Source organism: Bradyrhizobium sp. BRP56, from assembly GCF_020194035.1.
GTDB lineage: Bacteria > Pseudomonadota > Alphaproteobacteria > Rhizobiales > Xanthobacteraceae > Bradyrhizobium > Bradyrhizobium australafricanum.
The window spans coordinates 1-16,689 of record NZ_JADYVV010000073.1 but is presented as its reverse complement, the minus strand read 5'-3'; the positions used below and the strand labels follow the sequence as shown (position 1 = coordinate 16,689).

Annotated in this window: 17 protein-coding genes; 14 read left to right on the top strand and 3 right to left on the bottom strand. The window is 65.2% G+C overall.

Translation table 11 applies throughout. The features are described from left to right. Nucleotides 1-136: 136 nt before the first annotated feature. Entirely contained in the window at nucleotides 137-1,294 is a 1,158-nt protein-coding gene (locus I6F38_RS35625; protein ID WP_225163723.1) for an ROK family protein, read from the bottom strand. A 169-nt stretch (nucleotides 1,295-1,463) separates the two neighbouring features. Continuing rightward, complete coding sequence (locus I6F38_RS35620) at nucleotides 1,464-2,267, bottom strand: SDR family oxidoreductase (protein ID WP_225163722.1); 804 nt, start codon at nucleotides 2,265-2,267, stop codon at nucleotides 1,464-1,466. 124 nt (nucleotides 2,268-2,391) lie between these two features. Here I6F38_RS35620 and I6F38_RS35615 point away from each other — a divergent pair, with 124 nt between their 5' ends. From I6F38_RS35615 to I6F38_RS35600, 4 genes are all read left to right on the top strand, one after another. Beyond that, nucleotides 2,392-3,342, top strand: a complete 951-nt coding sequence (locus I6F38_RS35615; RefSeq protein ID WP_225163721.1) for a GlxA family transcriptional regulator — start codon at nucleotides 2,392-2,394, stop codon at nucleotides 3,340-3,342. A gap of 255 nt (nucleotides 3,343-3,597) precedes the next feature. Beyond that, complete coding sequence (gene rplU, locus I6F38_RS35610) at nucleotides 3,598-4,065, top strand: 50S ribosomal protein L21 (RefSeq protein ID WP_225163720.1); 468 nt, start codon at nucleotides 3,598-3,600, stop codon at nucleotides 4,063-4,065. A 102-nt stretch (nucleotides 4,066-4,167) separates the two neighbouring features. Beyond that, nucleotides 4,168-4,437 (top strand): 50S ribosomal protein L27, encoded by a 270-nt coding sequence (gene rpmA, locus I6F38_RS35605; protein WP_016847848.1) that lies wholly within the window; start codon nucleotides 4,168-4,170, stop codon nucleotides 4,435-4,437. Between the two features lie 171 nt (nucleotides 4,438-4,608). Next, nucleotides 4,609-5,205 carry a GNAT family N-acetyltransferase gene (locus tag I6F38_RS35600; protein WP_016847847.1) on the top strand — a complete coding sequence of 199 codons (597 nt, stop codon included), beginning with the start codon at nucleotides 4,609-4,611 and terminating at the stop codon, nucleotides 5,203-5,205. Between the two features lie 180 nt (nucleotides 5,206-5,385). Here I6F38_RS35600 and I6F38_RS35595 read toward each other — a convergent pair whose 3' ends face one another. Next, nucleotides 5,386-6,300, bottom strand: coding sequence for a DMT family transporter (locus tag I6F38_RS35595; protein WP_016847846.1), 915 nt, complete (start codon nucleotides 6,298-6,300; stop codon nucleotides 5,386-5,388). Between the two features lie 154 nt (nucleotides 6,301-6,454). Between I6F38_RS35595 and I6F38_RS35590 the strand changes: the two genes are divergently transcribed. The 10 genes from I6F38_RS35590 to I6F38_RS35545 all read left to right on the top strand — a co-directional run bounded on the left by I6F38_RS35590 (nucleotide 6,455) and on the right by I6F38_RS35545 (nucleotide 16,660). After that, nucleotides 6,455-6,934 carry a MaoC family dehydratase gene (locus I6F38_RS35590; protein WP_069277297.1) on the top strand — a complete coding sequence of 160 codons (480 nt, stop codon included), beginning with the start codon at nucleotides 6,455-6,457 and terminating at the stop codon, nucleotides 6,932-6,934. A gap of 101 nt (nucleotides 6,935-7,035) precedes the next feature. Continuing rightward, nucleotides 7,036-8,085 (top strand): GTPase ObgE, encoded by a 1,050-nt coding sequence (gene obgE, locus I6F38_RS35585; protein ID WP_225163719.1) that lies wholly within the window; start codon nucleotides 7,036-7,038, stop codon nucleotides 8,083-8,085. Between the two features lie 82 nt (nucleotides 8,086-8,167). Then, nucleotides 8,168-9,310, top strand: coding sequence for a glutamate 5-kinase (proB, locus tag I6F38_RS35580; RefSeq protein WP_225163718.1), 1,143 nt, complete (start codon nucleotides 8,168-8,170; stop codon nucleotides 9,308-9,310). A gap of 121 nt (nucleotides 9,311-9,431) precedes the next feature. Beyond that, nucleotides 9,432-10,724: a glutamate-5-semialdehyde dehydrogenase gene (locus I6F38_RS35575; protein ID WP_225163717.1), complete on the top strand. Its 1,293-nt coding sequence runs from the start codon at nucleotides 9,432-9,434 to the stop codon at nucleotides 10,722-10,724. 45 nt (nucleotides 10,725-10,769) lie between these two features. Continuing rightward, nucleotides 10,770-11,393, top strand: a complete 624-nt coding sequence (locus I6F38_RS35570) for a nicotinate-nucleotide adenylyltransferase (RefSeq protein ID WP_080583350.1) — start codon at nucleotides 10,770-10,772, stop codon at nucleotides 11,391-11,393. A 186-nt stretch (nucleotides 11,394-11,579) separates the two neighbouring features. Next, nucleotides 11,580-11,948, top strand: a complete 369-nt coding sequence (gene rsfS, locus I6F38_RS35565; protein WP_016847840.1) for a ribosome silencing factor — start codon at nucleotides 11,580-11,582, stop codon at nucleotides 11,946-11,948. A gap of 50 nt (nucleotides 11,949-11,998) precedes the next feature. After that, nucleotides 11,999-12,481, top strand: a complete 483-nt coding sequence (rlmH, locus tag I6F38_RS35560) for a 23S rRNA (pseudouridine(1915)-N(3))-methyltransferase RlmH (protein WP_076834612.1) — start codon at nucleotides 11,999-12,001, stop codon at nucleotides 12,479-12,481. 40 nt (nucleotides 12,482-12,521) lie between these two features. Next, complete coding sequence (locus tag I6F38_RS35555) at nucleotides 12,522-13,931, top strand: peptidoglycan DD-metalloendopeptidase family protein (protein WP_225163716.1); 1,410 nt, start codon at nucleotides 12,522-12,524, stop codon at nucleotides 13,929-13,931. After that, nucleotides 13,928-15,295 (top strand): S41 family peptidase, encoded by a 1,368-nt coding sequence (locus tag I6F38_RS35550; RefSeq protein ID WP_057020912.1) that lies wholly within the window; start codon nucleotides 13,928-13,930, stop codon nucleotides 15,293-15,295. Before I6F38_RS35555 ends, I6F38_RS35550 begins: the two co-directional genes overlap by 4 nt. Nucleotides 15,296-15,445: 150 nt before the next feature. After that, nucleotides 15,446-16,660 (top strand): divergent polysaccharide deacetylase family protein, encoded by a 1,215-nt coding sequence (locus I6F38_RS35545; RefSeq protein WP_225163715.1) that lies wholly within the window; start codon nucleotides 15,446-15,448, stop codon nucleotides 16,658-16,660. The last annotated feature ends 29 nt before the right edge of the window (nucleotides 16,661-16,689 follow it).

The window sequence follows — 16,689 nt, the reverse complement described above, 5'->3', positions numbered from 1 at the left end:
GCGGGTGGGAATCTGCTCTCTCCGCAAACAGCATCGCCTGCGGCTGACCCCCATCCCGACCTTCCCCCTTTCAGGGGGAAGGAGAAGGCAGACCGTAGCCCGGATGGAGCGCGCGCGATCGCTGAATCCTGACGGCTCAGGCGTCGGCTTTCCTGGCTTTTTTGGCCTTTTTCTCGCTCTTTTCGTTCTCGTCGTCCTTGTCTTTCTTGTCGGCCTTCTTCTCGTCCTTGCCGTTCTCTCGCTTGCGATTGGTGTAGCGGGCATTGCCAAGCCCGGTTCCGATCGTCAGCACGCCCCAGCGCGCGACGTCCTGCATGAACGGGACCTCGGCCAGCCCCTGCACCACGCCGTCATTATGCATCACGATCGCGGTGTCATGATCGCCCATCTGCGGGATCGCCTCGACCAGGCTCGCCGGCAAGTTGAATTTGCTGCTCTCCCAATTGCCGGGCAGGTTCTGCGCACCCTTTTCGATCGATCCGTCCTCATTGATGACGCCGGGACAGGCGATGCCGATGAACGGCGCGAGCTTGAGATTCTCCTTCTCGGCGGCGGCAATCAACTCCTTCAGCATCTTCACCAGCCGCTTCACCGCGCCCTCGCGCGTCGGCTCGTCATCGGCGTGGCGCCACAGCTCCGATTTCCAGACTGCCGCCTTGGAGAGATCGGGCGCCTTCTTCCAGCGCGTCTCGACCACGCCGCAGCGGATATTGGTGCCGCCGATGTCGACGGCAAGGACGCCGTCATGGGCCTCGAAAATCCACGATGGCGCGAGATGCAGCGTGCCGATCAGCCCGGCATCGTCGGGGTGAAAGCGGATCGGCAGCAAATCGACCTTGAAATCCTCCGACTTCAGGATGATCTCGGTGCGCGCGATGGCGAGCTCACCGAGCCTGGAGTCGCGGAAGCCGCCGCCGACCACGATGCGCTCGGTCTTGGCCCAGGCCTTGGTGTTGAGGAAGCGCCGCGTCACATAGGCGAGCTCCTGGGCAAACTCCTCGATCGCGCTGTGCACGACAGCGGAGGCCTCGGTGTCGTCGCCGACCAGCAGCTCATCGAGCTTCTTCTTGCTGATCTTGTCCGACGGCTCGTCGCCGAACGGATCCTCGTCCGACTTGCGCAGCGGCTTGCGCCAGCGGTCGAGGATCTTGCGGAACGCGCCCTTGGAGGCGCGATCGCCGAGAAAGCCCTCGTCGTCCTTCAGCTCGATGTTGAAGCTGTCGATGTCGACAGACGGCAGCCGCGCGGCACCGTGGTGCGCGATGCCCGTGGTCAATCCAGTGTCTTCGGCCATTTGCCCGTGCCTGCCCGCTTGAGGGTCCCAGAACTATTTCTTGAGCATGATCTTTTCGGAAAACCGCTTCACACTTTTCCGGATCATGCGGTAACGGCCGGGAACTCAAATGGTTGCGTCCCGCGCTCGGGCACTCGGCCTGCGCGGGACGCAATTTTCGCGAGGGGCGTCAGGCGGCCTTCACCCCGTAGCGCGCCGCAGGCGTACTGCGCGACAGGTTCGGCATCAGCTTCTGGCGGGCTGACTCATAGGCCTGCCAATCGGCGGCATCCGGCAGCGCAGGCACGGTGATGACCTCGCCCTGATCGAGACCGGCGAGCGCGGCATCGACCATGTCCTCGGCCTTCATCACGATCTCGCCGGGCAGATGCTCGACCGGCGTCCCGGCCACGTTCCAGAACTCGGTCGCGGTGGCCCCCGGCAGCACGGCCTGGACCCGAATGTTCTTGTCCTTGAGCTCATGCTGCAGCGACTGCGTGAGCGCGAGCACGAAGGCCTTGCTGCCGCCGTAGACGCCGTTGAGGATTTCCGGCGCGACGCCGACGACCGAGGCGATGTTGACGACGGTGCCGCCGCCGCGCGCAACGAATCCCGGCACCGCCGCATAGGTCAGGCGCATCAGCGCATCGACATTGAGTGCGATCATGTCGCTCATCTTGTCGACATCGGATGCGAGCAGCGGCGCGGTTGCACCGACGCCCGCATTGTTCACCAGCACGCTGATGCCGGTATTGCTGCGCAGAATGGATTCGATCCGTGACACGTCGCTGCGCTTGCCGAGGTCGGCGGCAACGATCTCGATCGATCGGCCTGTCTCCGCCGACAGACGCCTGGCAAGCCCGTCGAGGCGCTCGCGGTTGCGTGCGACGAGGATCAGATCGTAGCCACGCCGTGCGAGCCGGTCCGCGTAGATGGCACCGATTCCGGACGACGCACCGGTAACGAGCGCCGTTCCTTTGGCTGACTTGGTCATGTTGGTCTCCTGTTTGACCTGGGCGGCCGGTTTTGGCCGCGGCTCAAGTTTTACAAGCCCCCTTGCATGGCTCAAATGTCATATATACACCTTTTTAGGACGTGAATTACGGCCGGAGGGTTCCATGCAGCACATCGGCTTCGTCGTCTTCCCGGAATTCCAGGTGATGGGCTTCACCGCCATCACCGCCTTCGAGGTCGCCAACCTGATCGCAGGCGAGCCATTCTATGAGGTCACGCTGCTGTCGGAGGCTGGCGGCCCGGTGCGGTCATCCGCCGGCTTCAATGTCGAAACCGAAGCCTTTGGCGATCGCAGCTTCGACACGCTGTTCATCGGCGCCGGCCACGAGCTTCACCCGGCGTCGGCGAAGTTGATCGACTACATGCGACGCGCCGTGAGGACATCGCAGCGGATCGCCGCGCCCTGCATCGGTGCCTTCTCGCTGGCTGAAGCCGGCCTGCTCGACGGCCGGCGCGTCTCCACGCACTGGCAATTCGCCCCCGAATTGCAGGCACGATTCCCCGGGCTCAAGGTCGAGCAGGATCGCATCTACATCGTCGACGGACCGATCTGGACCTCGGCCGGCATGACCGCGACGATCGATCTGGCGCTGGCGATGGTCGAGCATGACCTCGGCGTCGAGGTCGCCCGTTCGGTGGCGCGCAAGCTCGTCGTCTATCACCGCCGCACCGGCGGACAATCGCAGTTTTCGGCGCTGCTCGAGCTCGACCCGAAATCCGACCGCATCCAGAACGCGCTCAATTACGCCAAGGCGCATCTGCGCAACGAGCTCTCGGTCGAGGAGTTGGCCGCCGTCGCACGGCTCAGCCCGCGCCAGTTCAGCCGCGCCTTCCGTTCGGAGACCGGCCAATCGCCGGCCAAGGCGATCGAGCATCTCCGCGTCGAGGCGGCGCGCGAATTGATCGGCGCCGGCCGCCATTCGATGGACGAAATTGCCGGTGAGACCGGCTTTGCCGACCGCGAACGGATGCGGCGGGCGTTCTTGCGGGTGCTGGGCCAGCCGCCCCAGACCATCCGCCGCCACGCCAGGACCGCGGCTCAGGCGCAGGCTTGAGCCGCCAATCCGGGCCAAAACCATGCCAAACCCTTCATTTTTGGCCGGTTTTTGCCCTGCTTTACCTTGACTCTCGGTCGTTTGCGGCTATAAGTCCCCCCATCCGGCGCGGGGATTTCTCGCGCCGATTGTTTTTGTGCGGACCATTTGGGAATTCATTCCCTTCGCACGAGACACGCAACCCATAGCGACTGAACAAAAAGCCGACCCGGGCGAACCGTCCGAGGCCGGGATCGAACACGAAGGAATCAAACGATGTTCGCAGTCATCAAAACCGGCGGCCGGCAGTACCGTGTCGTTCCGAATGATGTACTCGAGATAGGCAAGATCGCCGGCGATGTCGGCACGATCGTGCAGCTTGGCGAAGTTCTGGTGCTCGGCGGTGATGCGCCGGTGCTGGGAGCGCCCACCGTGGCAGGCGCGTCCGTTGCAGCCGAAGTGCTGCAGCACAAGCGCGGCGCCAAGGTGATCGCGTTCAAGAAGCGTCGCCGCAAGAATTCACGCCGCAAGCGCGGCTATCGCGACGAGCTCACGGTGCTTCGCATCACCGAGATCCTCGCCGATAACGCCAAGCCGACCGTCGGCCCGAGGCCGAAGAAGGAAAAGGTCGCAGCGCCCGCCGATGGCGAGGACGCAGCGCCGAAGGCGGCCAAGAAGAAGGCGCCCGCAAAGGCGCCGGCCGCGAAGAAGGCTCCGGCCAAGAAGGCCGCGGCCAAGGCTTAAGAAGAAGTGATCGTCGCGCTTTCAGATGTGAAGCGTGACAAAACGTGAAATGATTCCGTCAAGGAATTGATCTAGAGATCAAAGCGAAGTCGGAGACGAGCCATGGCTCACAAAAAAGCAGGCGGTTCATCGCGCAACGGGCGTGATTCCAAGGGCAAGCGCCTTGGCATCAAGGCGTTCGGTGGCGAGCGCGTGATCCCCGGAAACATCATCGCGCGTCAGCGCGGCACCACCTGGCATCCTGGCCTTAATGTCGGCATGGGCACCGATCATACTCTCTTCGCCAAGGTCGAGGGTCATGTCGAGTTCCGTGCCAAAGCCAACGGCCGCACGTTCGTATCGGTTATTCCGATGGCAGAGGCGGCCGAGTAGACGGTGGACACACATGAGTCCGCCGGGTCCTGTTGAACCGGCGGAGTCGCAAAGGGCTCCAAGGGGAGGCAGGATGACCGGCCTCCCCTTTTTGTTGCGCGCGTTCCAGTTCGACCGCGCGTGACGTTCCAAGCGTTGCGTACAGATTTTTTCGCATCACAGGAGCTCGACATGTTGCAGGACATCCCGACGCCGACCTTGCGCGAGGCAAGAGCTTGCGTCCTCGAGACCGAACGGCTGACATTGCGCAAGCCGACGCTCGCGGACGTAAAAGCAATCGCACGCCTCGCCAATGACCGCCGCATCGCGGAGAACACCCGCCGCCTGCCGCATCCCTATACCCACGACGACGCCATCGACTTCGTGCGCGCACTCGGCGCCGGCGGACGCGAGACCGTTTTCCTGATCGAGAACAATCACACGCCGATCGGCATGGTCGGCATCGACTGGCGCGAGGAGACATCGGCCGAACTCGGCTACTGGCTCGGCGTCGACTATTGGGGCCAGGGCTTCGGCACCGAGGCCGCGCGCGCGGTGATCGATTACTTCTTCGAGGAATTCGATCTCGACCAGCTGATCTCGGGCGCCCGCGTCGTCAACCCGTCGTCGCGCAACATCCTCGAGAAGTGCGGCTTCCAGTGGGGCGGCGTCGAGCTGCACCGCTTCGAGGCGCTGGGCTCCTCGAGCCCGGTCGACTGCTTCCGCCTGTCGCGCGGCGTCTGGGCGTCGCTGAAGAGCTGGAACAACTCGACCCGGCGGGAGAGCTGAGACTTTTGGCTTCACCCTCCCCCTGGAGGGGGAGGGTCGTTGCGCATGAAGCGCAGCGGAAGGCGCAACGGGGTGGGGTGATCTCTCCACTCGGGCACCGTTGGATGAGGAGAGACCTTCACCCCACCCCGCCGCTCATTGCATTCGCGTCGACCCTCCCCCTCCAGGGGAGGGTAAACATCACGCCGGCGGATTCACCGCGGAGTCCGGCCGTCCAAGCTGTTGCTCGCGCACGAAGATGTAGAGGCCTGCCGCGATGATAATAGCGGCGCCGATGATGGTGGCCCAGGACGGCACGTCGCCGAACACCACGAAGCCGAAGATCACCGCCCAGACGATCATCGAATATTGGTACGGCACCACGACGCTCGCCGGCGCGAGCTTCAGCGAACGATTGACGCAAAGCAGCGCCGCGACCGAGATGATGCCGGCGGTGAAGAACAGCACGAGGCTGCCGGCTGATGGCGTCACCCAGCCGAACGGCGAGAGCACGAGGCCCAGGATGAAGGTGCCGCCGAATTGCGACGTCGCCAGCACGATATCGGGCGTCGCGCGCAGCGAGCGCGTGATCAGCATCAGCACCGCAAACGACAGGCTGCCGCCGAGCGCGATCATCGCCGGCCAGCTGATGGTCTGCGCCGACGGCCGGAGCGCGATCAGCACCCCGCAGAAGCCGACCAGGATCGCGGTCCAGCGCCGCCAACCGATATGCTCGCCGAGCACGAGGCCCGACATCGCGGTGACGAAGATCGGTCCGGCGAGGTAATAGGTGATGACGTCGGCGAGCGGCAGATAGACAGTCGCCAGGAAGAATGCCGCGACCTCCACCGTCGACAGCGTGACGCGCAGCAATTGCAGCCACGGGCGTTCCAGATGCAGGAAATCCGCGCGCCGCTGCCATACGATCGGCAGCAGCACGAGCAGCGCCGCGCAGGCGCGCAGCCACAACAATTGCCCGACCGAATAGGTGGCGACGATGAATTTGCCCATCGCGTCGCCGAACGAGAACATGAAGATCGACAGCAGCATCAACCCGATGCCGGCGAGCCGCGCCGACCGGTCGTCGTAGGAGGACAGCTTTGCGAACAGGCTCATGAGCAGACTTGCGCTTTTGTTCCCGAGTCGTCCGGTTTTAAAGGCGTGGATGCCCGGGACAAGCCCGGGCATGACGAATTGAACGGATTGCCGCACCTGCGTCGCTGCGATACCGGTAGCTGATCCCGGCAACAAAAAGAGCAGGAAACGCCGCATGAGCGACTTCGACCCCACCCAGCATCGCATGGTCCCCGCGCAGCGCTGGTTCGAGGATTTCGTGCTCGGCGAGCGCTTCGTGATTCCCAGCCGGACCCAGACCTCGGCCGTGTTCGCGGCGTTCCAGACCGCCAGCGGCGACACCCATCCGATCCATTACGACGTCGAATATTGCCGCACGCGCGGCATGCCTGATCTGCTCGCCCACGGCTTCCAGACCCTTGTGCACACCGCGCCCGGCGCCGGATTGTTTCCCTATGTCGTGGAGGAGTCGCTGATCGGCTTCCTCGAGCAATCGAGCAAGTTCCTGAAACCGGTCTATGCCGGCGATACCATCTACCCCGCGCTGGAGGTGATCGAGCTGTCGCCGGGCAAGACCACCGGCGTCGTGACGCTGCGCTCGACCGTGCACAACCAGCGCCGCGAGCTGGTGCTGGAGGGGATGCAGAAATTCCTGGTCCGGAGACGGCCTGCTTAGCCGCTTGGGCCGCAAAAAGGCCCGAAAATTAAGGCTTTTCGCTGAAGTCAGGGCCTTTCCGGGTTGCCGCAAAGGCCACCCTGCCCTAACTAGAGCGGATCATGAAATTCCTCGATGAAGCCAAGGTCTATATTCGCTCGGGCGACGGCGGCAACGGCTGCGTCGCGTTCCGGCGCGAGAAGTTCATCGAGTTCGGCGGTCCCTCCGGCGGCAATGGCGGTCGCGGCGGTGACGTCATCATCGAGTCCGTCGACGGACTGAACACGCTGATCGATTACCGCTACCAGCAGCACTTCAAGGCACAGAAGGGCACCAATGGCATGGGCAAGGACCGCCATGGCGCCAACGGCAAGCCGATCGTGCTGAAGGTGCCGGTCGGCACCCAGGTGTTCGACGAGGACCGCGAGACCCTGCTGCACGACTTCACCGAACTCGGCGAGAAATTCGTGCTGGCTGAAGGCGGCAATGGCGGCTTCGGCAACGCGCATTTCAAATCCTCCACCAACCGCGCGCCGCGCAACGCCAATCCCGGCGCGCCCGGCGAAGAGCGCTGGATCTGGCTGCGGCTGAAGCTGATCGCCGATGCCGGCCTGGTCGGCCTGCCCAATGCCGGCAAATCGACCTTCCTGTCGGTGGTCAGCGCGGCACGGCCGAAGATCGCCGACTATCCCTTCACCACGCTGCATCCGCAGCTTGGCGTGGTGAATTTCGGCGGCCGCGAATTCGTGCTCGCCGACATCCCCGGGCTGATCGAAGGCGCGCATGAAGGCGCCGGGCTCGGCGACCGCTTCCTCGGCCATGTCGAGCGCTGCCGCGTGCTGCTGCATCTGGTCGACGCGACCTGCGAGCATGCAGGCAAGGCCTACAAGACGGTGCGTACCGAGCTCGAAGCCTATGAGGGCCAGCTCGCCGACAAGATCGAGATCGTCGCGCTCAACAAGATCGACGCGGTCGCGCCCGACGAACTGAAGAAGCAGAAGGACCGCCTCAAGCGGGCGGCGAAGAAGACGCCGCTGCTGCTGTCAGGCGCGACCGGCGAAGGCGTGCAGGATGCGCTGCGCGCGCTGGTCGACGTGATCGGCGAGGCGCCGGTGTCCAACAAGGCCAAGGGTCAGGCGGAGCCGTGGGCGACGCCGGTGCCGCAGGGTTGAACGGCACAAGCCGCGCAACGCCTGGACTTCCCAAGCCACATTGTGGCGTCTATTGCTTCCACCTTCCTGCCAGACCGAATCCATGAAACGCCCCGCGCTCAAGAACTTTCGCCGCATCGTCGTCAAGGTCGGCTCGTCGCTGCTGGTCGACTCGCAGGCCGGCGAGGTGCGCGCGTCCTGGCTCGCCGCGCTGGTCGAGGACATCGCAAAGCTGCACAAGCGAGGCTGCGAGGTCATGGTGGTGTCGTCGGGCTCGATCGCGCTCGGCCGCAGCCGCCTGAAGCTGCCGCGCGGCCCGCTGAAGCTCGAGGAGAGCCAGGCTGCCGCAGCGGTCGGCCAGATCGCGCTGGCGCGAATCTGGTCGGAGGTGCTCGGCCATCACGGCATCGGCGCCGGGCAGATCCTGGTGACGCTGCAGGACACCGAGGAGCGCCGCCGCTATCTCAACGCGCGCTCGACGATCGCAAAGCTGCTGGAATGGGGCGCGGTGCCCGTGATCAACGAGAATGACACGGTCGCGACCACCGAGATCCGATACGGCGACAATGATCGCCTCGCCGCCCGCGTCGCCACCATGGCGAGCGCGGATCTTCTGATCCTGCTGTCCGATATCGACGGCCTCTACACCGCGCCGCCCGCGGTCGATCCCGACGCCAGGCTGATCCCGGTGGTCGAAAGCATCACCTCGGAGATCGAGGGGATGGCCGGCTCGGCCGGGTCCGAATTGTCGCGCGGCGGCATGACCACCAAGATTGAGGCCGCGAAGATCGCGACCACCGCCGGCACCCACATGCTGATCGCCTCCGGCAAGATCGAGCACCCGCTTGCTGCGATCGCCGATGGCGGCCGCTGCACCTGGTTCCTGACCCCCGCCAATCCCGTCGCCGCGCGCAAACGCTGGATCGCAGGCTCGCTCGAGCCGAAGGGCACCTTGACCATCGATGCCGGCGCGGTCGCGGCGCTGCGCGCCGGCAAGAGCCTGTTGCCGGCCGGCGTGATCCGGGTCGACGGCCAGTTCGCCCGCGGCGATGCCGTGGTGGTGCGCGGCCCCGACACCCATGAGATCGGCCGCGGCCTGGTCGCCTACGACGCCGAGAACGCCGAGAAGATCATGGGCCGCTCCTCGCCCGACGTGATGGCCATTCTGGGCATCAGCGGCCGGTCCGAGATGATCCATCGCGACGACTTGGTGATCGGCCCGGCCGGGGCGATCCCGCCCAAATAGGCCCAAATAACCTGCTGGGCCGAGCGGGCGGCCTGCCGCCCACCTGCCATGTCGGTTCCGCGCCTCGCCACCCTTCAATTGCCATGCTAGAACATGGCCTTAGTCCAAAGCTGGTAGTTTCATGAGCGCCCCCCTGAAGGCGATCGACGGCAACGCCGATCTCACCGCCCTGATGACCGACCTCGCCGCCAAGGCGCGCGCCGCCGCGCGCGTGCTGGCGCTGGCGCCGCCGGAGCAGAAGGACCGGGCGCTCGCCGCGATCGAACGCGCGATCCGCGCCAACGCGCCGGCCATCCTCGCCGCCAATGCCGAGGATGTCGCCGAGGCGCGCGCGAGCGGCATGACCTCCGCCTTCGTCGACCGCCTGACGCTGACCCCGGCGCGCGTCGCCGGCATGGCCGATGGCGTTGCGACCGTGCGTGAGATCATCGATCCGGTCGGCGCCGTCACCGAAAGCTGGCAGCGGCCGAACGGCATGACCATCGAACGCGTCCGCGTGCCGCTCGGCGTCATCGGCGTGATCTTCGAGAGCCGGCCCAATGTCGCCGCCGACGCCGGTGTGCTGTGCCTGAAGTCCGGCAACGCCGTGATCCTGCGCGGCGGCTCGGACAGTTTCCGCTCCTGCCGCGCGATCCATGATTGCCTGGTGCAGGGCCTGCGTGAAGCCGGCCTGCCCGAGGCTGCGATCACCCTGGTGCCGACCCGTGACCGTGCGGCCGTCGGCCTGATGCTGACGGGATTGAACGGCGGCATCGATGTGATCGTACCGCGCGGCGGCAAGAGTCTCGTTGCACGCGTCGAGGCGGAGGCACGTGTTCCGGTGTTCGCGCATCTCGAGGGCGTCAACCACATTTACGTCGATGCCAGCGCCAGGCTCGATATGGCCAAGGCGGTCGTGCTGAACGCCAAGATGCGCCGTCCCGGCGTCTGCGGCGCCGTCGAGACCCTGCTGGTCGATCGCAACGCTGCCGCGACAAAGCTGAAGCCGCTGGTCGAGCTGCTGATCGATGCAGGCTGCGAGGTGCGCGGCGACGACGTCGTGCAAAGCGCCGATGCCAGGGTGAAGCCCGCATCCGACGAGGACTGGGACACCGAATATGAGGACGCGATCATCTCGGCGAGGATCGTCGACGGTCTCGATGAAGCGATTGCGCATATTCAAAATCACGGCTCGCATCACACCGATGCGATCGTGACGGAGGATGCCGCTGCCGCGGAAAGATTTCTCAACGAGGTCGATTCGGCGATCGTGCTGCACAACGCCTCGACCCAGTTCGCCGACGGCGGCGAGTTCGGCTTCGGCGCTGAGATCGGAATTGCTACCGGCAAATTCCACGCCCGCGGGCCGGTCGGCGCCGAGCAACTGACGAGCTTCAAGTACCGCGTCCACGGCACCGGGCAGACGCGGCCGTGATCATTGTCGCACGCGCACGGTAAGCCATTGCAGCAAGCATCGAGCGTGTCGTTATCCGCAGCCCAAGCGCTTCCGTTCTATACCAACGGCATGCGCATCGGGCTGCTTGGCGGCTCGTTCAATCCACCGCACGCCGCGCATCGCGCCATCAGCCTGTTCGCGCTCAAGCGCCTGCAGCTCGACCGCGTGTGGTGGCTGCTGACGCCGGGCAATCCGCTGAAGAACCATGATGGCCTGCACGCGCTTGCCGAGCGCGCCGAGGCCGCGCGCCGCGTTGCTGATGATCCGCGCATCGACATCTCCTGTCTCGAAGCTGTCATTGGCGTCAGCTACACTGTGGACACGATCATCCACTTGCGCCGCCGTGTCTCCGGCGTGCACTTCGTCTGGATCATGGGCGCTGACAATCTCGCGCAATTTCATCGCTGGAAAGATTGGCGGCGCATCGCGTCCGATGTGCCGATTGCCGTGATCGACCGTCCGCCCCAAAGCTTCCGCGCCCTTGCCGCACCGGCGGCGCAGGCGCTCGCGCGCTATCGCATGCCCGAAAATCAGGCGACACGGCTGGCCGACCAGCAGGCGCCGGCCTGGGTGTTCCTGACAGGAATGAAATCCAATTTGTCTTCGACCGGACTTCGGAACCCGGACGGGAGCTGGAGAACGGCATGAAGCGCAAAAGGGTTACTGGAATATTGAAAACATTAACCCCACATGCGTAATATGGCGCGTGGGGCCGAGGATTCGGCACCCGCGATACAGTGAAAGGAATGGTCCCTGGCCACATCTGTATTGTCAAAGTCTGTTTTACCCAAGGTTCCAAAGACTGCGCGTAAAACATCGACCAAAACCGCGGCCTTGCAGGCGCAACCGGACGCCGACAAACCGGATGCCAACAAGACGCTGAGCCTGATCCTCTCCCGCCTCGAGGACATGAAGGCGGAAGAGACGGTCACCATCGACCTTCGGGGCAAATCCGCATATTCCGACTACATGATCGTCACCACCGGCCGGGTTAACCGGCACGTTGGCGCGATCGCGGAAAATGTGACGAAGAGCCTCAAGGAGAACGGGGTCAAGAACATCCATGTCGAGGGCTTGCCCAATTGCGACTGGGTGCTGATCGATTCCGGCGAGGTGATCGTGCACGTGTTCAGGCCTGAGGTGCGCGAGTTCTACAATCTCGAACGGTTGTGGACTCAGAACCCGGCGGTCGCGGCGGTCTAAGGGGGTTCGAAGCCGATGCGAATCGGCTGCAGCGCAGCTAGTCTGCGTTGATGCGCCTCGTCGTGATCTGCATCGGCCGTCTGAAACAGGGCCCTGAACGGGAGCTCGCTGAGCGTTACCGCGAGCGCTTCGAGGATATCGGTCGCAAGCTGGGGTTTCGCGGCCTCGACATCCACGAGATCGCGGAAAGCCGCGCGCGCGACACCGCCGCGCGCATTGCCGAGGAGGCTGCGGCGATCTCCGCATTGCTGCCTGAGAAGCACGCGCTGGTCGCCCTCGACGAACGCGGCAAGAGCATCGACAGTGCGACCTTTGCCCGGCAGCTCGGCCGCTGGCGCGACGAGGGAACAGCACATACTGTCTTCGTGATCGGCGGCGCAGACGGACTTTCGCCTGAATTGCAGCGCAAGGCTTTGTTGCGAATTGCATTCGGCTCCGCGACCTGGCCGCATCAAATGGTCCGCGTCATGCTTCTGGAACAGATTTATCGCGCCGCAACCATTTTGGCCGGCCACCCCTATCATCGCGCGTAAGGCGTGGTGACGGACAGTCGAAACCACTGAACTCACGCGAATGCAGCACAAGCGGGACACAGCTTCGTATTCGGCTTTGCATCTCGGCACCGCCGCCCGCCGCCGCCGGCTGCCGGCATCGCTGCCGCTGTCGCTCGCGATGTTCGCCGCCTATCCGCTGGCCGCGGCGCATGCGCAAGCGACACCACCAGCGCAGCAATCCGCGCCGCCGGCGCAGCAGGCCGCAACCGCGGAGACATCGCCCGATGCGATCAAGCAGCGCGAGCAGGAACTCGAGGCCGCGCGCGAGCAGCAGCGCAAGGCGACCGAGCTGCAGGAGAAGCTGAAGGCCGACATCGCCGCGATCGGCCAGGACCGCAGCAAGCTCAATCAGCAGCTGATCGATATTGCCGGCCAGGTCCGCGGCGTCGAGACGCGGATCGCGGACGCCGAGGCACGCCTGCAGCCGCTCGACGGCCGTGAGCGCGAAATCCGCGCCTCGCTCGATTCACGCCGCTCCGAGGTGATCGAGGTGCTGGCCGCGCTGCAGCGCGCCGGACGACGCACGCCGCCGGCGCTGCTGGTGCGGCCCGAGGATGCGCTGCAATCGCTGCGCACCGCGATGCTGCTCGGCGCCGTGGTGCCGGAGTTGCGCGTCCGCGCCGAGAAGCTTGCGGCCGATCTCGGCGAGCTGGTGGCGCTGCGCAAGACCATCTCGACCGAGCGCGACGCGCTGGCGGCCGACCGCGACAAGCTGAAGGAAGACCAGACCCGCCTGGCGGCCCTGGTCGACGAACGGCAACGGCAGCAGAGCGCGGCCGAAAAGGACATGGAGGCCGAAGGCGCCCGTGCCATCGCGCTGTCGAAGCAGGCCGACAATCTGCAGACCCTGATCGCCAAGATGGAGCAGGATCTCAAGAGCGCGGCCAAGGCCGCCGCCACGGCCAGCCTCCAGGGAGCGCCGGCGACGGTTAACGGCAAGCCGAATCTGGGGGCGCTCAAGGACCCGGCCCGCATGAGCCCGGCGGTCGCTTTCGCCTCGGCCAAAGGCCTGTTCTCCTATCCCGTGAATGGCACCAAGATTCGCGAATTTGGCGGCTCCGACGGCGCGGGGGGCGTACAAAAAGGCATTTCTTTGGCAGCCAAGCCGGGCGCACAGGTCACAACCCCGTGTGACGGCTGGGTTGTTTACGCTGGTCCTTTCCGTAGCTATGGACAACTCTTGATCCTCAATGCCGGGGGCGGGTATCATGTCCTGATCGCCGGGATGGAGCGTATTTCGGTAAACATCGGCCAGTTTGTACTTACGGGGGAGCCGGTTGCGACCATGGGGTCGACGTCCCAAGTTGCATCCATTCTCGCGACAAATGCGAGCCAGCCAGTGCTCTATGTCGAGTTCCGGAAAGACGGCACTCCAATCGATCCAGGTCCATGGTGGGCCGCAAATGAAGGCGAAAAGGTTCGCGGATGATGCGCAAGACTTCGGTAATTCTCCTTAGCGCCGCCACCGGCGCGGCCCTGACGCTTTTTGTTACGCAGCCCCGCGCTGTGCTGATGGGATCGAGCGCGCGCGCCGCGACGTCGGACACCTATCGCCAGCTCAATCTGTTCGGCGACGTGTTCGAGCGGGTGCGCAGCGACTATGTCGAGAAGCCCGATGACAGCAAGCTGGTCGAATCCGCGATCTCCGGCATGCTGACCGGCCTCGACCCGCACTCGAGCTACATGGACGCCAAGAGCTTCCGCGACATGCAGGTGCAGACCCGCGGCGAGTTCGGCGGCCTCGGCATCGAGGTCACGATGGAAGACGGCCTGATCAAGGTCGTCTCGCCGATCGACGACACCCCGGCCTCGAAGGCCGGCATCATGGCCAACGACATCATCACGACCCTCGACGACGAGGCGGTGCAGGGCCTGACGCTGAACCAGGCCGTCGAGAAGATGCGCGGTCCGGTCAACACCAAGATCAAGCTCAAGATCATCCGCAAGGGCCAGGACAATCCGATCGACGTCACGCTGGTGCGCGACAACATCCGCGTCCGCTCGGTGCGTGCGCGCGTCGAGGCCGATGACATCGCCTATATCCGCATCACCACCTTCAACGAGCAGACCACCGAAGGCCTGAAGAAGGAGATCACCAATCTGCAGGGCCAGATCGGCGACAAGCTGAAGGGCTACGTCATCGATCTCCGCAACAACCCCGGCGGCCTGCTCGAAGAAGCGGTCACGGTGTCCGACTCCTTCCTGGAGCGTGGCGAGATCGTCTCGACCCGCGGCCGCAACGCCGAGGAAACCCAGCGCCGCGCCGCCCATCCGGGCGACCTGACCAAGGGCAAGCCGGTGATCGTGCTGATCAACGGCGGCTCGGCATCGGCCTCCGAAATCGTCGCCGGCGCGCTGCAGGACCACAAGCGGGCGACGCTGGTCGGCACCCGTTCGTTCGGCAAGGGCTCGGTGCAGACCATCATCCCGCTCGGCTCGGGCAATGGCGCGCTGCGCCTGACCACCGCGCGCTACTACACGCCGTCGGGCAAGTCGATCCAGGCCAAGGGCATCGTGCCCGACATCGAGGTGCTGCAGGACGTGCCGGAAGAGCTGAAGGCGCGCACCGACACCAAGGGCGAAGCCTCGCTGCGCGGCCATCTCAAGAACGACGGCGACGAGAAGACCGGCTCGCAGTCCTACGTCCCGCCGGACGCCAAGGACGACAAGGCGCTGAAGATGGCCGACGACCTGCTGCACGGCATCAAGTCGACCTCGAGCGCACCGGCGGCGCCGGAGGCCGCGCGCGACAAGGCCGCGGTCGACAAGCCGGGCAACAAGGCCGCGAACTGATTTAATCCGATCGATTCGGCGAACAGGGCGGCCCACGGGCCGCCCTTTCTGCTTTCGGTGTCCACCCGTAACCGTGCTTTGCCGGGCAGGCCGGCGCGCGGGAATGCACCGCATCGTGCTATCGTTCGCGCTGTTGATTCGGGGAGGGTCATGGCAGAAGCGGCCGACGAACTGAGCACGCCGCTTGGGCAGACGACCGTGGGCAGGACGCGCCGGTTTCGCCTGCCATTCACGGCGATGCAGGCGTTCGCCGTGCTGCTCGGGCTCGTGCTGGTCGGCTTTGTCGGCATCGCGCTGTTCAACAACAACCCGCTCGGGGGCGAGCCGATCGCCCGTGTCACGCTCCGCAATCCCCCGCCCGCCGCTGCTGACGACAAGCACGCTCCAGCCGCCCAGGCGGCGGCCGAACCGGCGGCCAAATCCGCCGCCAGGGTGCCGGCCGCAGCCAGCGACGCGAGAACCGTCACCATCATCGACGGCTCCAGCGGCAAGCGCCAGGACGTGGTGATCGGCGCCGGCGATCCGGCCGACAAGGCCGGTGGCGATTCGCCGCCACTCGCGATGACCGGCATCGATCCGCGCCTGCTGGAAAAGTCACGCTACGGCATGATCCCGGTGGTCGCCGACGGCCTGAAGCCGTTCACGGTCTACGCGGCCGAGGCTGACCGCGCCAAGGCCGCCCGGATGCCCGTGGTCGCCATCGTGGTCGCCGGCCTCGGCGTCGGCGCCGCCAAGACCACCGACGCCATCATGAAGCTGCCGCCGGCGGTGACGCTGGCCTTCACGCCCTATGGCTCCGATCCGGGCAAGCTTGCGGAACGTGCCCGGACCCAGCGTCACGAGATCCTGCTGCAGATCCCGATGGAGCCGTTCGACTATCCCGACAACGATCCCGGGCCGCAAACCCTGCTGACCACGCTGAGCAGCGAGCAGAACCTCGACCGCTTCTATTGGCACCTCAGCCGCCTGCAAGGCTATGCGGGGATCGCCAATTTCATGGGAGGCCGGTTCGTTGCGGCCGATCCCGTGATGCAGCCCATCGTCCGCGAAGCGGCCAAGCGCGGCCTGAGCTATTTCGACGACGGTTCCACCCCACGTAGCGTCGCGCAGAACCTTTCCGCGGGCCAGGCATTGCCGTTCGCGAAGGCCGATTTCGCCATCGACGCGGTGCCGACGTCGGCGGAAATCGACCGCGCGCTGGTCAAGCTGGAAACGATCGCCAAGGAACGCGGCACGGCGGTGGGCGTCGCCTCGGCGTTGCCGGTCTCGATCGAGCGGCTCGGCGCCTGGCTCAAGACACTGGACTCCAAGGGCATTATGCTTGTGCCATTGACAACGGCGATGCTGAAATCAAAATCGGGCTAAAGATTCAATCCGTTGGAGCAGCTCGAGAC

Bases quoted from the DNA above. Each gene is read 5' to 3' on its own strand.
- I6F38_RS35575 (WP_225163717.1), top strand. From the start codon at position 9,432: ATGAGCGCCCCCCTGAAGGCGATCGACGGCAACGCCGATCTCACCGCC.
- I6F38_RS35550 (WP_057020912.1), top strand. From the start codon at position 13,928: ATGATGCGCAAGACTTCGGTAATTCTCCTTAGCGCCGCCACCGGCGCG.
- I6F38_RS35615 (WP_225163721.1), top strand. From the start codon at position 2,392: ATGCAGCACATCGGCTTCGTCGTCTTCCCGGAATTCCAGGTGATGGGC.
- obgE (WP_225163719.1), top strand. From the start codon at position 7,036: ATGAAATTCCTCGATGAAGCCAAGGTCTATATTCGCTCGGGCGACGGC.
- I6F38_RS35620 (WP_225163722.1), bottom strand. From the start codon at position 2,267: ATGACCAAGTCAGCCAAAGGAACGGCGCTCGTTACCGGTGCGTCGTCC.
- rplU (WP_225163720.1), top strand. From the start codon at position 3,598: ATGTTCGCAGTCATCAAAACCGGCGGCCGGCAGTACCGTGTCGTTCCG.
- I6F38_RS35600 (WP_016847847.1), top strand. From the start codon at position 4,609: ATGTTGCAGGACATCCCGACGCCGACCTTGCGCGAGGCAAGAGCTTGC.
- I6F38_RS35545 (WP_225163715.1), top strand. From the start codon at position 15,446: ATGGCAGAAGCGGCCGACGAACTGAGCACGCCGCTTGGGCAGACGACC.
- rlmH (WP_076834612.1), top strand. From the start codon at position 11,999: ATGCGCCTCGTCGTGATCTGCATCGGCCGTCTGAAACAGGGCCCTGAA.
- I6F38_RS35590 (WP_069277297.1), top strand. From the start codon at position 6,455: ATGAGCGACTTCGACCCCACCCAGCATCGCATGGTCCCCGCGCAGCGC.
- rpmA (WP_016847848.1), top strand. From the start codon at position 4,168: ATGGCTCACAAAAAAGCAGGCGGTTCATCGCGCAACGGGCGTGATTCC.
- I6F38_RS35555 (WP_225163716.1), top strand. From the start codon at position 12,522: ATGCAGCACAAGCGGGACACAGCTTCGTATTCGGCTTTGCATCTCGGC.
- proB (WP_225163718.1), top strand. From the start codon at position 8,168: ATGAAACGCCCCGCGCTCAAGAACTTTCGCCGCATCGTCGTCAAGGTC.
- I6F38_RS35625 (WP_225163723.1), bottom strand. From the start codon at position 1,294: ATGGCCGAAGACACTGGATTGACCACGGGCATCGCGCACCACGGTGCC.
- I6F38_RS35595 (WP_016847846.1), bottom strand. From the start codon at position 6,300: ATGAGCCTGTTCGCAAAGCTGTCCTCCTACGACGACCGGTCGGCGCGG.